This window comes from Pseudomonas sp. B21-017 (assembly GCF_024749245.1).
Lineage (GTDB): Bacteria > Pseudomonadota > Gammaproteobacteria > Pseudomonadales > Pseudomonadaceae > Aquipseudomonas.
This window is the reverse complement of record NZ_CP087194.1, coordinates 4,424,665-4,439,228: the sequence shown is the minus strand read 5'-3', so window position 1 is coordinate 4,439,228 and position 14,564 is coordinate 4,424,665. Positions and strand designations below refer to the sequence as shown.

At 61.4% G+C, this 14,564-nt stretch carries 7 protein-coding genes; 2 read left to right on the top strand and 5 right to left on the bottom strand.

The genetic code is table 11. The features are described 5' to 3' along the window. Window positions 1-310: 310 nt before the first annotated feature. Window positions 311-2,791 (top strand): TonB-dependent siderophore receptor, encoded by a 2,481-nt coding sequence (locus LOY28_RS20040; RefSeq protein ID WP_258612428.1) that lies wholly within the window; start codon window positions 311-313, stop codon window positions 2,789-2,791. Window positions 2,792-2,947: 156 nt separating this feature from the next. On the opposite strand, the gene LOY28_RS20035 is transcribed toward LOY28_RS20040, so the two are convergent. The 5 genes from LOY28_RS20035 to pvdM form a co-directional block, all read right to left on the bottom strand. Continuing rightward, entirely contained in the window at window positions 2,948-7,123 is a 4,176-nt protein-coding gene (locus LOY28_RS20035; protein ID WP_258612427.1) for a non-ribosomal peptide synthetase, read from the bottom strand. Window positions 7,124-7,152: 29 nt separating this feature from the next. Beyond that, window positions 7,153-8,811 (bottom strand): cyclic peptide export ABC transporter, encoded by a 1,659-nt coding sequence (locus LOY28_RS20030; protein ID WP_258612426.1) that lies wholly within the window; start codon window positions 8,809-8,811, stop codon window positions 7,153-7,155. 131 nt (window positions 8,812-8,942) lie between these two features. Further along, window positions 8,943-9,830, bottom strand: a complete 888-nt coding sequence (locus LOY28_RS20025) for a formylglycine-generating enzyme family protein (RefSeq protein ID WP_258614493.1) — start codon at window positions 9,828-9,830, stop codon at window positions 8,943-8,945. A gap of 123 nt (window positions 9,831-9,953) precedes the next feature. After that, on the bottom strand, window positions 9,954-11,234 hold the full coding sequence (locus tag LOY28_RS20020; protein WP_258612425.1) for an aminotransferase class V-fold PLP-dependent enzyme: 1,281 nt from the start codon (window positions 11,232-11,234) through the stop codon (window positions 9,954-9,956). After that, window positions 11,231-12,601 carry a pyoverdine-tailoring dipeptidase-like protein PvdM gene (pvdM, locus tag LOY28_RS20015; protein WP_019579940.1) on the bottom strand — a complete coding sequence of 457 codons (1,371 nt, stop codon included), beginning with the start codon at window positions 12,599-12,601 and terminating at the stop codon, window positions 11,231-11,233. The genes LOY28_RS20020 and pvdM overlap by 4 nt, the downstream gene beginning before the upstream one ends. 326 nt (window positions 12,602-12,927) lie before the next feature. Here pvdM and LOY28_RS20010 point away from each other — a divergent pair, with 326 nt between their 5' ends. After that, complete coding sequence (locus LOY28_RS20010; RefSeq protein ID WP_258612424.1) at window positions 12,928-14,556, top strand: PvdJ/PvdD/PvdP-like protein; 1,629 nt, start codon at window positions 12,928-12,930, stop codon at window positions 14,554-14,556. Window positions 14,557-14,564 lie beyond the last annotated feature (8 nt).

Here is a 14,564-nt window from a genome sequence, read left to right as displayed (position 1 = left end):
GTCGGCCTTTTTTTTGAATTTTTGCGTAAATGATAAATAAACTCATTCCGGTTTTTGCACGGTGCTGCGTCTTACTTACGTAAGCAGATAAATCGAGCCGGGCAGGGTAGCCACAGGGTTCAGTTTTCCCAGCCGTACACATTTTTACCGCTGCCCGGACAAACGATCGAGCCCGGGGAGGGGCCGGTCATCGACTTGCGACGTGTTGCCCGAGAGGGCAGCCGATCCAGGCGGTTCACAGGTCCAGGCAGCGGCAGGGCACTCGGTTGCCCATGGATCCTATCCATTTCAATTAAAAATAGAGAGCACGATGTCAGCAATTCATGAGTTGAAACCTCTGTTCAAGGCCTTGGTCATTGCCCGAACCCTGCGCTCGCGTCGCTCGTTGGCCAGTCTGGGCATGGCTTGCCTGCTGCCGCTCAGCGCGCAGGTCCACGCCGAAGACTTCACCCTCGACATTCCTGCCCAGCCTTTGCCCCAGGCGTTGCAGGCGTTTGGCACGCAGACCAATCAGCAGGTGATCTACAGCGCCGATGATATGACCGGCCTGCGCAGCACACGCGTCAGCGGCAAGTTGAGCAGCGAAGCGGCGATTGCCCAATTGCTCAAGGGCACGGGCGTGCACTACAGCTTTGAAGGCAACACGCTGATGGTGGTACGTGGCAGTTCGACCGAGGGGCTGGAACTGGGCGCCACCACCATCAACGCGCAACAGGTGGGCGCGACCACCGAAGGCTCGAATTCCTACACCTCGAATGCCGTGACCATCGGCAAGGGCACCCACACCCTCAAGGAAATTCCGCAGTCGGTCACGGTGATGACCCGCAAGCAAATGGATGATCAGGACATCGTCGATCTCAAGGACGCCGCCAACAAGACCACCGGACTGGTCGGTGCCCAAGGCGTTGGCAGAGGTTTGATCCTCTCTTCGCGCGGTTTCCAGATCGATGACTGGCAGTACGACGGTGTGCCGATTCCGCGCAACACTTACGCGCTGGGCAACTGGGCCACGCAGGACTTGATTTTCTTCGACCGCATGGAAGTGCTGCGCGGTGCGTCGGGCTTGCTGCAAGGCACCGGCAGCCCGGGTGGCGCGGTCAACCTGGTGCGCAAGCGCGGTCAGGCCGTACCGACCGTGACCCTGACCGGCAAGGCTGGCTCCTGGGATCACTACGGTCTGCAACTGGACGCCGGTGGGCCGTTGAACCAGAACGGCACCATCCGTGGACGTTTCCTTGCCGACCAGGACGACACCCACACGTTCGTTGATTCCGAATGGTACAAGACCACCTCGCTGTACGGCGCGCTGGACTTCGATCTGAGCGAAGCCACCACCGTGGGCGTGGCGGTCAGCCAGTCCGACGGCGAATCGCGCTCGAATGTCCGCGGCTTCCCGCGTTACTCCGACAGTAAACCCATCGACCTGCCGCGCAGCACGTACACCGGGGCGAAGTGGAACCATTCGGATATCGACGTCACTACGCTCTATACCGACCTGGAACACCGTTTCAACGACGACTGGGCCTTCAAGATCGGCGCCGTGCGCATGACGGAAACCAACAAGGCGAAGAACCAGCGGGTGCAATCCACCGGCGATGGCATCAATCCCGATGGCAGCGGCGTGCAATACGCGGACTTCGTGACGGACATGGACTCCACCAAAGTCGCTCTGGACATGAACCTCACCGGCAAGTTCGAAGCCTTGTCCATGCCGCAGGAAATCATGGTGGGCGGCAACTATTCCAAATACACCTCGGACGACAAATACGCCCGAACCTTCAATGACAGCTCCGACAATATCTTCGACATTGATCACAACCGTCCGGAGATCAGCTACGAAGGCTTGATCAATAGCCCCGGTGGCCGTGGGACTCCCAGCCAATACGACATCCGCCAGAAAGGCCTGTACGGCAGCTGGAGGGTCAAGCCTGTTGAAGACCTGACCCTGGTGCTCGGCTCGCGCGTCAGTTGGTACGACTACAATTACAAGTCTTCGACCCAGACCGCGACCGGCATTACAGAAGATCCAAAAAGCACCGCCACTGAAACCGGAGAAGTCACGCCCTATGCCGGTATCGTCTATGACCTGAGCCGCGAATGGGCGGTCTACGCCAGTTACACCGACGTATATACACCGCAGACCGAACGCGATACCGCCGGCTCGGTACTTAAACCGATTGTCGGTACTAACTACGAGATCGGTCTCAAGGGCGAGTTGATGGATGGCCGGATCAATACCTCCGTGGCCCTGTTCCGTTACGACCAGGAAAACCGTGCCGTTCTCGATACGCAGGGTGCGCAAACCTGCGACGGTTGGTATTGCTCGACGGCATCGGGCAAAGTGCGCAGCCAGGGTCTGGACGCCGAAATCAGCGGCGAAGTGATCGACAATCTGCAACTGTTTGCCGGCTACACCTACAACACCACCAAATACCTCGACGACCCTACCAACGAAGGCAAAATCTTCAGCTGGTGGACGCCTAAACACATGCTGCGTGTGTGGGGCAATTATCAGATGACCGGCGACTGGAGCCGTGTGAGTACCGGCCTGGGCTTTACCGCACAAACCCACACGATAGGTTTCGACCACTCCGTCAACGTTCCGGGTTACACCGTGTGGAATGCTCGCGTCGGTTATCAGCTCACCCCGGAAATCGAGCTGGCGATGAATGCCAACAACCTGTTTGACAAGACCTACTTCGCAGCGGCCTACAACCAGATTAACGGCAACAACAACTACGGTGATCCACGCAACGTGATGTTCAGCGTGAAATACACACCGCAGTTCTGAGTCCTTTGCACTAGCGTCAAAGTCCCGGTCCGCGGCCTTTTACCAGGGGCGCGGGCTAATCTTGTAGCAGCTGCCGAGCAGCTGCTACGGTATTGCCGGAAGTACAAACAAAAACGCAGAAGCCATGGCTTCTGCGTTTTTTTTGCCGTCGCTCGGTCAGCTACATGACTCGCCCGCGCTGCCGAGGAACACTTCGGTAAACGACTCCAGTAGCGACTCGGTGTAGATCATGCTGCGGTGCGGCAGTGGTGAGTGGATCGAGGTGTGCAATTGGCCTGTCACATTGTGGGCCCTGAGCAGTTGTTCCGAATACAGCACTTGCTCCAGGGTTTTATGCGACAGCGACCACCAGCAACTGGCCTTGACCTTGAGCAGCGGCAGCGAGAAGGCATTGAACGCGTCCACCAGGCGATCGTGAATCGCATAGGCCTGGGCGTTCATGACTTCCTGCTTGATGCCTTCCAGGGTCGCGATCATCTCTTGCTCGCCGGTGGCCGTCTGTTCGCTGGCCCAGCGATAGAAGGTCTTGAGGTCGGCCGTCGGGTTCCGGGCGATGAAGCTCGCCGCCGCCGGTTCCAGATGCGCGAACATCAGGTTGAAGACTTCGAGTGCTGCCAGCAGTTCGTTTTCCGCGCTGAGGTGGTTCGGGTTGTCTTCTTCCAGAGGCTTGCGCGGCAGGTCGGCGGGCAAGGCATGTTCGGGCAATGTGCTGTCGACGAGGCCGAGGAAGGTCACTTCCTTGCCCTGGCGCTCCAGGTGGGCGGCGACGTCCATGGCAATCGCGCCCCCCAATGACCAGCCCATCAATCGGTAGGGGCCGTGGGGCTGCTTCTCGACGATCTGTGCGCTGTAGTCGGCAATCATCTCGGCCCATGTCTGAGCGTTCGAGTCTTTGTCGGCAAAGCCCTTGTGCATCACGCCGAAGGTCCGGGCATGGGCACTGAGTTTTTTCGCCAGCGGCTGATAACAGAACACGATACCGCCGCTGGGGTGCAGGCAGAACAGCGGCGGCGCCGACGCTGTCGAGGCGTTGAGTTCGACCACGCATTGCACATGCTGCTGATGCTCCAGGGCGATGAATCTGGCCAGTGCCTGGACATTGGGATGAGCCAGCATGTGTTGCAGCGCCAGTTTGATGCCCAGGCGCGCGTTTAGGGTCGAGATGAATTGAATGGCCAGAATCGAGTGGCCACCGAGTTCGAAAAAGTTGTCGTCGAGGCTGACACGCTCGACCTGCAACGCTTCTTGCCAGAGTTCGGCGAGCGCCTTTTCCAGGGGCGTTTCGGGAGCAATGAAGTGGCGCTGCGTCTGGCGGAGGTCGGGCTGCGGCAGGGCCTTGCGGTCGAGCTTGCCGTTGGGGCTCAACGGCATGGCGGCCAGTACCAGCAGATGGCTGGGCACCATGTAGTCCGGCAGATTGGCCTTGAGCTCAGCCTTGAGGGTTTCGCGCAGGTCGAGTTGTTGCTGCTCGCTCAGCGAGTCGCTTTGGGCCACGACATAGCCGACCAGTTGCAAACCCACCGCGCCTTCCCGGGCAACCACCAACGCCTCGCGGACCTGCGGCGATCGCAGCAGGCATGACTCGATTTCCCCGAGTTCGATGCGGAAGCCGCGAATCTTCACCTGGTGATCCAGCCGGCCTGCATACTCGATCACACCGTCGGCGCGATAGCGCGCCAGATCGCCGGTGCGGTAGAGACGACCGCCGCCCTGAACATCGAACGGGTCGGGGATGAAGCGCTCGGCCGTGAGCTCAGGTCGCTTGAAGTAGCCGCGTGCGAGCAGGTCGCCGGCAATCATCAGTTCACCGACGACACCCACTGGCACTGGCTGGCCGCCGGCATCGAGCAGGTAAATCGCCCGTCCGGCCAGAGGCTGGCCGATCGGCATGCTTTTGGGCAGGGCGATTTGCCCTGTCACGTAGTCGCTGCAATCCAGCACTGTGGCGCTGACCGTCGTTTCCGTCGGCCCGTAGGTGTTCAGCAGCTTCACGTGCCCGAGCCCGGCCTTGCCCCAGGCCGCAACGCCCTCCGGTGGCATCGCTTCGCCACCGACGATCACTTGCCGCAGTGCACCGTAGTCGCGCTGACCGGCAGCGGCGAAGTCCTTGGCCAGCATGTTCCAGTAGGTGGTGGTCAGGTCGCTGACGCTGAACTGTTTATCGAGCAGTTCGCGGTACCAGGTTTCACTGTCCCAGATATCCGGCCCGCGCAGCACCACCGAGGCGCCGCAGATTAACGCCGGGTAAAGTTGCTCGACAAAGGCATCGAAGTTGAACGTGGCGAACTGCAGGGACCGGTCCTGTGCGGTCAGACCGAGAAACTCCAGCGCCACCTGAGCGTGACGGGTCAACGCCGCCTGGGTGATGCCGACCCCTTTGGGGCGACCGGTAGAGCCGGACGTGAACATCACGTAGGCGAGGTTTTTGCCGGTGGTGCGGCAGGGCGGGTCAAGTGCGGGCAGCGTCCCCCGGATATCGATGTCGTCGACGCAACGTCGCTGGACGCCGGGCATCGATGGCAGCCGATCAAGCAGCGAACGCTGACTCAGCAACACGCTCAGGCCACTGTCTTCAATCATCCAGGCCAGGCGTTCCTGTGGGTAGTCGGGATCCAGCGGGACATAGGCGCCGCCGGCCTTGAGCACCGCCAGCAGGCTGACAATCATCTGCGCCGAACGCTCCACGGCAATGCCCACCAGCACCTCGGGGCCGACCCCGCATTCAATCAGGGTGTAGGCCAGGCCGTTGGCCGCATGGTTGAGCTGCGCATAACTGAGTTCAAGGTCGTTGAAGATCAGGGCCACCGAATCGGGGGTTGCCAGCGCCTGGCGTTCGAACAACTGATGCACGCCGTCCTCAGGCATCGCCGACGCGGGCGGATTCCACTGCTGCAACTGAACCTGGCGTTCGTCGCTTGCCAGCAGCGGCAATTCGCCGAGCGCACGCAGCGGATCTTCCGTGAGTGCATGGAGCAGGTTCAGCCAGTGCCGGGCCAGGCGTTCGAGGGTGGCGGGGGCGTAGAGGTCCCGGCTGTATTCGAGACTCGCGTGGATGCCATCGAGCGAATAGCCGACGTCCAGGGACAGATCGAATTTGGCCTGGCCGGGACCCGCGCCGAGGAACTCCAGCGCCAGCCCGTCCAGGTCGATCCGGTCCGGTTGCGCGGCTTCAGTGCGCCAGTTGAACAGCACCTGGAACAACGGATTGGCGTGTTCGCTGGCGTGCAATTGCAACGCGTCGAAACTCAATTCCAACGGGTAATCGCCATGGTCCAGCGCCGCCAGCGATTCGCGCCGCAGCCGCTGGAGAAAGTCTGCGCAGGACAGCAGCGGATCAATGCGCGCCCGGTACACCTGGGCGCTGACGAAAAAGCCGACCAGGTCCTGGGTTTCGCTGCGATTGCGGGTGGCGTTGGGTACGCCGACGGTAAAGTCGTGTTGGCCACTGTAGCGGCTCAATAACAATTGCCAGGCCCCGAAGGCCACGACGAAAGGCGTCAGTTTTTGCTGCTGGCAGAAGCGGTTCAGGGCTTGCGCGAGGGGGGCGGGCACACTGAAGTCATACTGCCCGGCAGGGTGGCTGTGCCGGGCATTTCGTGGGAAGTCCACCGGCAGATCGAGGGCCGGCAATGTTTGCCCCAGATACTCTTGCCAGTAGTCGGCGCTGCTGGCGCAGGTTGCACTGTGCAGGTATTCGCCGCGCTGCCAGGCGGCATAGTCGGCGTACTGGATGGCCGGGCGGGGCAAGGGTGATGTATCGCTGCTGCCGGCCTGGGCAAAGGCCCGTGTCAGGTCTTGCATCAGAATGGCATTGGACCAGGCATCGGAAACGATGTGGTGCATGTTCATCAGCAACAGATGCTCGTCGGCCGAAATCTGCAACAGAGTCGCGCGCATCAGCGGCGCCTGACGCAGATCGAACGGCGTGCCGGCCTGGGCCTCGATACGTAGCGCGATCCGGTTGGCGCGGGCCTCGTCCGACAGGCCCGACAGGTCTTCATGGTCGAGCACCAGTGTTGCCTGCGCATCGACCACCTGCATGGCGCAACCATCGATTTCGACGAAGGCACTGCGCAAAATATCGTGACGCTCAAGCACCTTGTTCAGGGCTGTTTCCAGCCGCCGGGGCGCCAGGGGGCCGGTGATGCGCATGACACGGGGCAGGTTGTAGGCGGCGTTGTCCGGTGACAGTTGCTGGAGAAACCACAGCCGCTGCTGGGCGAAAGACAGCGGCGCCGGGCGCTGGTTGACGCGGGCGGTTATCCCTTGGGGTTGATCACCGGCATCGGCCAGCAGCAGCGCCAGTACATCATCATCGATCAAGTCGTTCATCGGGGCTCTCGTAGTCGGCGGTGGATCGTTCAGGCGGTCGCCAACGGTTTCTTTTGTGCGACGAGCTTGCCGCCTTCCATTCGCACCAATTGGTCGGCGACATCGAAGTAACGGTCGTCGTGGGAAATGACGATGATGGTCTTGCCCAGGTATTTGAGTTCCGGCAACAGCTCGGTGTAGAAGATGCGCCGGAAGGCCGGGTCCTGGTCGGCCGCCCACTCGTCGAACACCAGCACCGGGCGTTCTTCCAGCCAGGCGTTCAACAGGGCCAGGCGTTTACGCTGACCGGTGGACAGGTCGGTGGTGCTGAAGGCGCCATCGCGGATGCAGACCTTGTGCGAGATTTCCAGGCGTTCCAGGTAACGGTTGGCGTCTTCGGGAACGTTCTGCTCACCTTGCACCAATTCGTCGAACAGGTAGTAGTCGGCGAAAATCGTGGTGAACAACTGGCGATAGTCGTCGCGGTTATGCGCCAGGACCGGCTTACCGTTAAGGATGATTTCCCCGCCCTGGGGCGCATACAGCCCCAGCAGCAACTTGATCAGCGTGGTCTTGCCGCCGCCATTCTCGCCGACGATAAACACGATCTCGCCCTGGGCGATGGACAGGTTGACCGGCCCGAGGGCGAAGGGCTTGCTGCCGTCCACCGTCGGGAAGGCGAAATGCACGTCGCGCATTTCAAGGTGTTCGACCACCGGTTTCGGCGCGTCTTTGTCACTGAGCAGCAGGTGCGGTTCCGGTGAAGAAAATTGCTCCGCCAGGTCGGCAATGCGCTTGAACGCAATGTTGGCGCGGCTGACCACCGGCAGGGTGGTGACCAGGTATTCCATCGGGCCTTTCATGTACAGCAGCACCAGCACGAACCCGCTGAGTACCGCTTTATCGGTGCCCAGCCACAGCGATTGCAGGGCCAGCGCCAGGCCGATCACCACGAAAAACAGCATCGAGCCAAGGGTCTTGGCCACCACGAAGGTGTTGACCGCGCGGATGTGCGTGTTGCAGATGAAGTCAGCGGTGCCTTCGATGCGCTGGCTGAACATGCGTTGGCGGCGCGGACGATGGATGCGCAGTTCCTTGGCGCCGGCGGCAATCGCGCTGTAGTGCTTTTGCAGTTCGTCCTCGGCTTCGCGAGCCGCCTGGAAACCCTTGATGCCCTTGGTCCGGGCCACGTATTGCAGCGCGGTGCCGATCACCAGGGCCACCAGCAGCAAGGCAAACATCGGCAACGACAGGTAGGCCAGGTAGCTCAGGCAGCCGAGGGTGACGGTGAACGCAATGGCCAGCGGCGCGAAGGAAAAGGCGAAATCACTGACGGTGTCGACGTCATGGGTCAGCACCGGAATCAGTCGATAACTGCGGAAGCGCTCGATCTGTACGATCGGTGCCAACAGGACTTTTTCCCCCAGGGATTTACGCAGCCCGGCAATGATGTGTTGCCCGACATGGTTGGTGCCGATGTCCGACAGGATCGACGTCAGCAACGCCACTGCGCACAGGCCGATAAACGTTGCCAACACCCGGGTCGACGGGGTATCGGCGGCGTTCAGCGCGTCATTGATGGTCGCCAGTAACGCGGTGATGCTGAGGCCACCGAGCATGCCGAGCATGATCGACACCACAACGATGACCCGGAAAGGCCTGAGCAGGCCGAGGACTTCACTGAAGGCTCCGCGGGATTTTGAGGTCATGGAAGTTTCCGCTTCAAGTGCCGCTAAAGGGCAAAGGTTCAAGAGTTTGGCTGCTTGAAAGACGAAACCCGTGGGCGGCGATTTAGCCGCGCACGGGTTTGTTGCAGGTCATGCGACAGGAGGTGGGAGCCTCAAAGATCCCGCGCGACGCGAAAACCGAGCCAGTCGCCACGGGTGTCGGGGAAGGTGGCATTACGGTTGCCCGAACGCGAGAACACCGGTGCTTCACCCCAGTCATTGCCGCGAATGCGCCGGGCGGTGCATTCGCCGGTCAACCAGGCGCTGCCATCGCTCGGTGCGCCGACGTAGTTGTCGTTGTAGCAATCGGCGGTCCACTCATAGACGTTGCCGTGCATGTCGTACACGCCGAAGGCGTTGGCCGGGAAGCTGCCCGCCGGTGAGGTGAAGTTGTAGCCATCGGCGGCGCCGTAGGTGTTGGCGTGTTTGGCGATGCTGTATTCCTTGCCTTCATCGAACGGGAAGGGGAACGGGCCACTGCTGCCCGCGCGGGCGGCATACTCACGCAGCGATTCGCTGACCAGTCGATAGTGCTTGCCGGTCTTCTTCGAGAGCCAGGCCACATAGGCATTGACCTCGGGGAAGTTCATGCACACCGCCGGATGCCTGGCCGTGCGTTCATAGCGCGGCACGCCGGCCTTGCACTCGCGGCCCGGCCGGGTGTCGCCGTCGGGCATGAGGTAACCGCTGTCGCGCAGGTACGCGTCCCACTCGCCGGCCAGCACCTGAAAGCGGCTGATGGCCAGCGGTTTGGCGAAGGTCACCGGGTGCAATGGACCTTCGTCGGGCTCGCGGCCTACCTCATTGTCCGGGGTGCCCATGGTGAAAGTCCCGGTGGGCAGCACGACCATCTCCGGGCAGTGCTTGCAGTCCTTGAACACTTTGCCGGGCGGGGCGGGGGCGGCGGCCTGAGCGGCACCCGGCAGCAGGCCTGCAACCACGGCGGCGAAGGCCAGTGCGGGGAGCGTCTTCAGGGAAAAGCTACGCAGCTCACTGTTCATCATTGCTCTCGATAAAAAGAAAAGGGATCAGGGGGCAACTTCCGCCGCGACGCAAATCTCTGTAGCAGCTGGCGAAGCCTGCTGCTACAGATCGCATTACGACATTAACCATGGGGCTGGCGATCAGAGCTGTTTGCCGAGCAACGCGATGAAGCGGTCGACTTCAGCTTCGGTGTTGAGCAGCCCCGGCGCCGTGCGGATCACCGGGCCCACGTCGCGCTCCACGGCATCGGCGATCACGCGGTTTTGCATCAGCCAGGCGGCGATCTTGTCGCTGCTTCTGCCCTTGACCCGAAAGAAGCTGAAACCGGATGACAGCTCGGGACTCACGGGCGTGACCAGTTCGATCTGCGGGTGCGCTTGCAGGCGTTTTTTCATATGGCTGTTCAGGGCATGGATACGCGCCTGAACATCGGCCTTGCCCCATTGCAAATGCAGCTTGAAGGCTTCGTTCAGCGCCCAGCGGTGCTCGAACGAGTGGTAGCCGCCCGGCGTCATGGTGGTGGAGAAGGCCGTGGCTTCGGAGAAGGTCGGGATGATCGGCGTGACGTATTTGACCTCTTCACTGCGGCTGCAAACGATGCCTGTGCCACGGGGACCGAACATCCATTTATGGGTGCCGGCGATGAAGAAGTCGCAGTTCATGGCGGGAAAACTCAAGTCCTCGACACCAAAGCCGTGCACGCCGTCGACCAGGTAAATAATGCGGTCCTGATCGGCGCGGCCGCGATTGTGCTTGTCCACCAGTGCGCCGATGTCGGCGATCGGCAGTTTCACGCCGCTGCCGGAGTGCACCCAGGTCATGCCGAGTACACGGGTTTGCGGTTTGATGTTCTGGTCGATCGAGGCCAGGATCTCCGCTTTGGACACCGTCTGCGGATCCTTGAACAACCTGATCTTGCGCACCCGAGTACCGTCCCGTTGGGTGCGCAGATCGAGAATGGTGTGGGTCGCGTAATGCTCGTGGGCGGTGGTGAGGATTTCCTGGTCGGGGCGTACATGAACGCCGCCGTAAATCATCGCCAGGCCTTCGGTGGTGCTGCCGGTCAAGGCGATCTGTCTGGCATTGGCTTGCAGGTAACGACCGGCCCAGACACGCACCTCTTCTTCGCGCTGCTCGATCACACCCAGGTCCCAGTCCATCGCCAACCCGGGGTTTTTATCGAGGGCGGCACGGTGCATCTCGATCGCTTCACGCACAGGTTTTGGGTGCGAGGTGATCAGGAAATTGGAGAAATGCAGGTAATCCGGATCCTGGTTGAACAGCTGCCGCAGTTGCGCCCATTTGTCCCCAGGCAGCGAGGGCACTGGCGTGGCGTTGGCGACGTTGTCCCGGCCGGCAGTCAACGGCAGGCCGGCGGCGAGGATTCCGGCCTGTTTCAGAAAAGTGCGACGATCGCTCATGGTGTGCTCGTGCCTTGTTGTGAAATCAGCGCCGGCTTGGCGGCTTTCTGCACCTGATCCCAGACCCGCAGGAAGTTGCCGCCCCAGAGCTTGGCGATGTCTGCTTCGGAGTAGCCGCGCGAGATCAGTTCCGCCGTGACATTGCGAATGTCACCGACGTTTTCCCAGCCTTTGACGCCGCCCCCTTCGTTGAAGTCGGAGCTGATGCCGACATGGTCAATGCCGATTTTTCGCACCGTGTAATCGATGGCGTCGCCGAGGTCCTTGAGGCTGGCTTTGGGTTCTTCTTCGAGAATCGCGTAGAGACGGCTGGCGTACTGGCCGAATTTTTTCTCGGGCCAGGCAGCGATGACCGGATCGCCCGGCATCAATGCCATGGCGAGGTTCGGCAGGGGCGGCAGGTCGAACGCTTTGCGCAGTTCGTTGAGTTTGTCCTGGGTGGTCTGGGTCAGCGGGCGCAGGTATTGGGAGAAACCGACCACCTGCACCACGCCGCCGCTGTTCTTGATCAGCTGCATTTCCTTGTCGCTGAGATTGCGCGGGATATCGACCATCGCCCGTGGCGCCGAGTGCGAAGCGACCATCGGTGTGCGGCTCAATTGCGCGACTTGCTCCAGGGCCTTGGTCGACATTTGCGATACGTCGATGATCACGCCCAGATCATTCAAACGATGCACCGCTTGCTTGCCCAGGTCCGAGAGGCCGTCGAGGGCATCCGGCGAATCGTTGAAAAACGGCAAGGGGCGCGAAGAGTCGGCCCAGTCGTTATTGCCGATGTAGCTGAAGCCGAACATGCGCATGCCGCGTGCCGTCCACAGGTCCAGCAGGTTCAGGTCGTGGCCCAGCGGGTAGGCATTGAGCATGCTGATGAAAATCGCGAACTTGCCTTCGCCGTGCAAGCGACGGAAATCGTCGGGGGTGTAGGCAATGGCGACCTGATTGGGAAAATCACGGACCATCCCGGAAATAATCTTGTAGCGGATCTCCTGCTGGTTGCGTGCCTCTTCGACAAAACCGGCGGTGGGCTTGTGCGGCGCGTTGGCGCCATTCCACAGTTCCGGCCAGCCGAAAATCGTCAGGGCCGCACCGGACAGGCGTCCGCGGTTGGCCTTGACCAGGTCGAACTGGCCCTCGCCATCCTTGTCGGCTTCATTGCCCTGGGTGCCGAAGTTCTGCATCAGGCTGATGTGGCTATCGAAGGAGAGCATGCGCTCGTGCAACTCGTCGGCCTGTTGCATGACCTTGATCGGGTAACCGGGGTTGTCCTTGAACCCGTAATACCAGACTGCGAAGCCCGCGCCGGCGCTGATCGCCAGGGCCAGCGGCAGGCCGATGTAAAGAGCCTTTTTCGAACGTGGTTTTGTCATTGCCATCTCTGTCAGGTTCGCCGCCCCGGTGCAGGCGCAGGGGCCTTTGCTATCTGGGAGGAACGAGTGGCTGGCAGAAAAAATTAGGAGATAGCGAGATACCTGTGGCGAGGGAGCTTGCTCCCGTTGGACTGCGAAGCAGTCCTGAAACCTGCAACCTCGTTCTGCCAGGCACACCGCATGCGCCGGATTTACGACTGCTTTGCAGCCGAGCGGGAGCAAGCTCCCTCGCCACAGGGGAATGTGTTTGGCACGCTTAAATTTCCCCGCACAACAAACGTTCTAGCTTGGATAAAGCCTGCTTCATGGCTGACACAGGTAGGGCAATGACGATTTCTCGACGATGGTTCATGGCAGGCCTGGCGCTGACTGGCGCTGCCGTGCCTGCGGCTTATTATGGGCATCGCGAATGGACGAAGCCGGACCCGACGATTACCCCCGGCGAGGCGACGGTCGACCTCGCGGACACCGCGGGTCAGCAGTTGGCCAACTCGCTGCGAGGCATCTGGGATATCCGCTTCGAAGGTTCGCAAGCGGGCCTCGACGGTTTACCGCAGCACGGGCTGGAGCTGTTTCTCGACATCGCTCAGCGCGGCCGTGGCCTGCGTGGCTGCCTCGATACCGCGCAGCAGTTACGCGGTGAAGCCGAGCCGCGTTATCGGGTGATCGGCGACCTGGTGTCGCCTGACGCCAGCCAGCTGTACTGGCGCCTGATCGATCGGCAATCGGCCAACGGCGCGCCGGCTTATGAGCTGGCGGTCACGTTCGATGAGGTCTGGGCCGATTTCGGCAATGCCGGCAGTGGCACCCTCAGCGGGCGGATCCTGCGCCTGGATCGCCCGCTCGGTTTGCTGGAACTGGACAATCGCTTTGTCGCGCGCAAACGGCTGTTTCCCGAAGCCCGTGAGCGTGTGGGGTTGAATCCGCCGTTACTGGCGTGGCTGATTTCCCCCGAGCACCGTTTGTTCCACCAGCTCTGGCACGCCTCGCGGGACAAATGGCACAAACTCTCCAAGGACCAACAGGGCGCCTTGCGCGGCATCGGCTGGCAGCCGGGCCCGCGAGGCAATGAGCGCGATGCCCGGGGGCCGCGCAAAGACCGTAACGGCTCGGGGATCGACTTTTTCTTCATGCACCGGCACATGCTCGGCACGGCGCGTTCGATGCAGGACCTGCCGTCCTGGTCGAGCTTCCCGATGCCGCAGCCGGAGCTTGAACGCGACCGTCAGGGCTTCGCCCGCTATTTCGACAATCACGATGGCACGGCGCTGCCGCCCACCTGGCTGGCCGCCGAAGACACCGAGTACACCCAGTGGGTCAGCGACATCAAGACTGCCGAGACCTACCACAGCAATTTTCAGGTATGGGAATCCCGTTACCGCGACCCGCGTTATCTGTCGAAGTTGACCCTGGGGCAGTTCGGTTCGGAGGTGGAACTGGGGCTGCACGACTGGCTGCACATGCGCTGGGCCTCGGTGCCACGGGATCCCTCCAACGGTCAGCCGGTGCCTTTTGCCCGGGATCCGGCGGACTTTGCCGCGCGCTGGTATGCGCCGGAAAACGACTTCCTCGGTGACCCGTTTTCATCCCACGTGAACCCGGTGTTCTGGCACTTCCATGGCTGGATCGACGATCGCCTGGAAGACTGGTTCCGCGCCCACGAGCGTTTCCATCCGGGGGAGCTCAGTCGGCTTGAGGTCAATGGCGTGCCTTGGTTCGCCCCGGGGCGCTGGGTTGAAGTCGATGATCCGTGGCTCGGCCCGAGCACCCACGGTTGCAGCACTACGCCGGGATTGCAGGTCGGCAAGTCGGTGGAAATGGACCCGGAAACCATGAAGCTGGCGCTGCGCATTACCTTCGGTACGGATGAAAAGAAACTCGCGGATTTGTTCCGGCGAGTGCCGCAACGGCCATGGTATGCGCGGAATCTGAAGGTCAAGCCGCTGAGTTCGTAAGCCAGGCA

Coding starts and splice junctions, on each gene's coding strand:
- LOY28_RS20020 (WP_258612425.1), bottom strand. CDS start 11,234: ATGAGCGATCGTCGCACTTTTCTGAAACAGGCCGGAATCCTCGCCGCC.
- LOY28_RS20035 (WP_258612427.1), bottom strand. CDS start 7,123: ATGAACGACTTGATCGATGATGATGTACTGGCGCTGCTGCTGGCCGAT.
- LOY28_RS20040 (WP_258612428.1), top strand. CDS start 311: ATGTCAGCAATTCATGAGTTGAAACCTCTGTTCAAGGCCTTGGTCATT.
- LOY28_RS20010 (WP_258612424.1), top strand. CDS start 12,928: ATGACGATTTCTCGACGATGGTTCATGGCAGGCCTGGCGCTGACTGGC.
- LOY28_RS20030 (WP_258612426.1), bottom strand. CDS start 8,811: ATGACCTCAAAATCCCGCGGAGCCTTCAGTGAAGTCCTCGGCCTGCTC.
- pvdM (WP_019579940.1), bottom strand. CDS start 12,601: ATGACAAAACCACGTTCGAAAAAGGCTCTTTACATCGGCCTGCCGCTG.
- LOY28_RS20025 (WP_258614493.1), bottom strand. CDS start 9,830: ATGAACAGTGAGCTGCGTAGCTTTTCCCTGAAGACGCTCCCCGCACTG.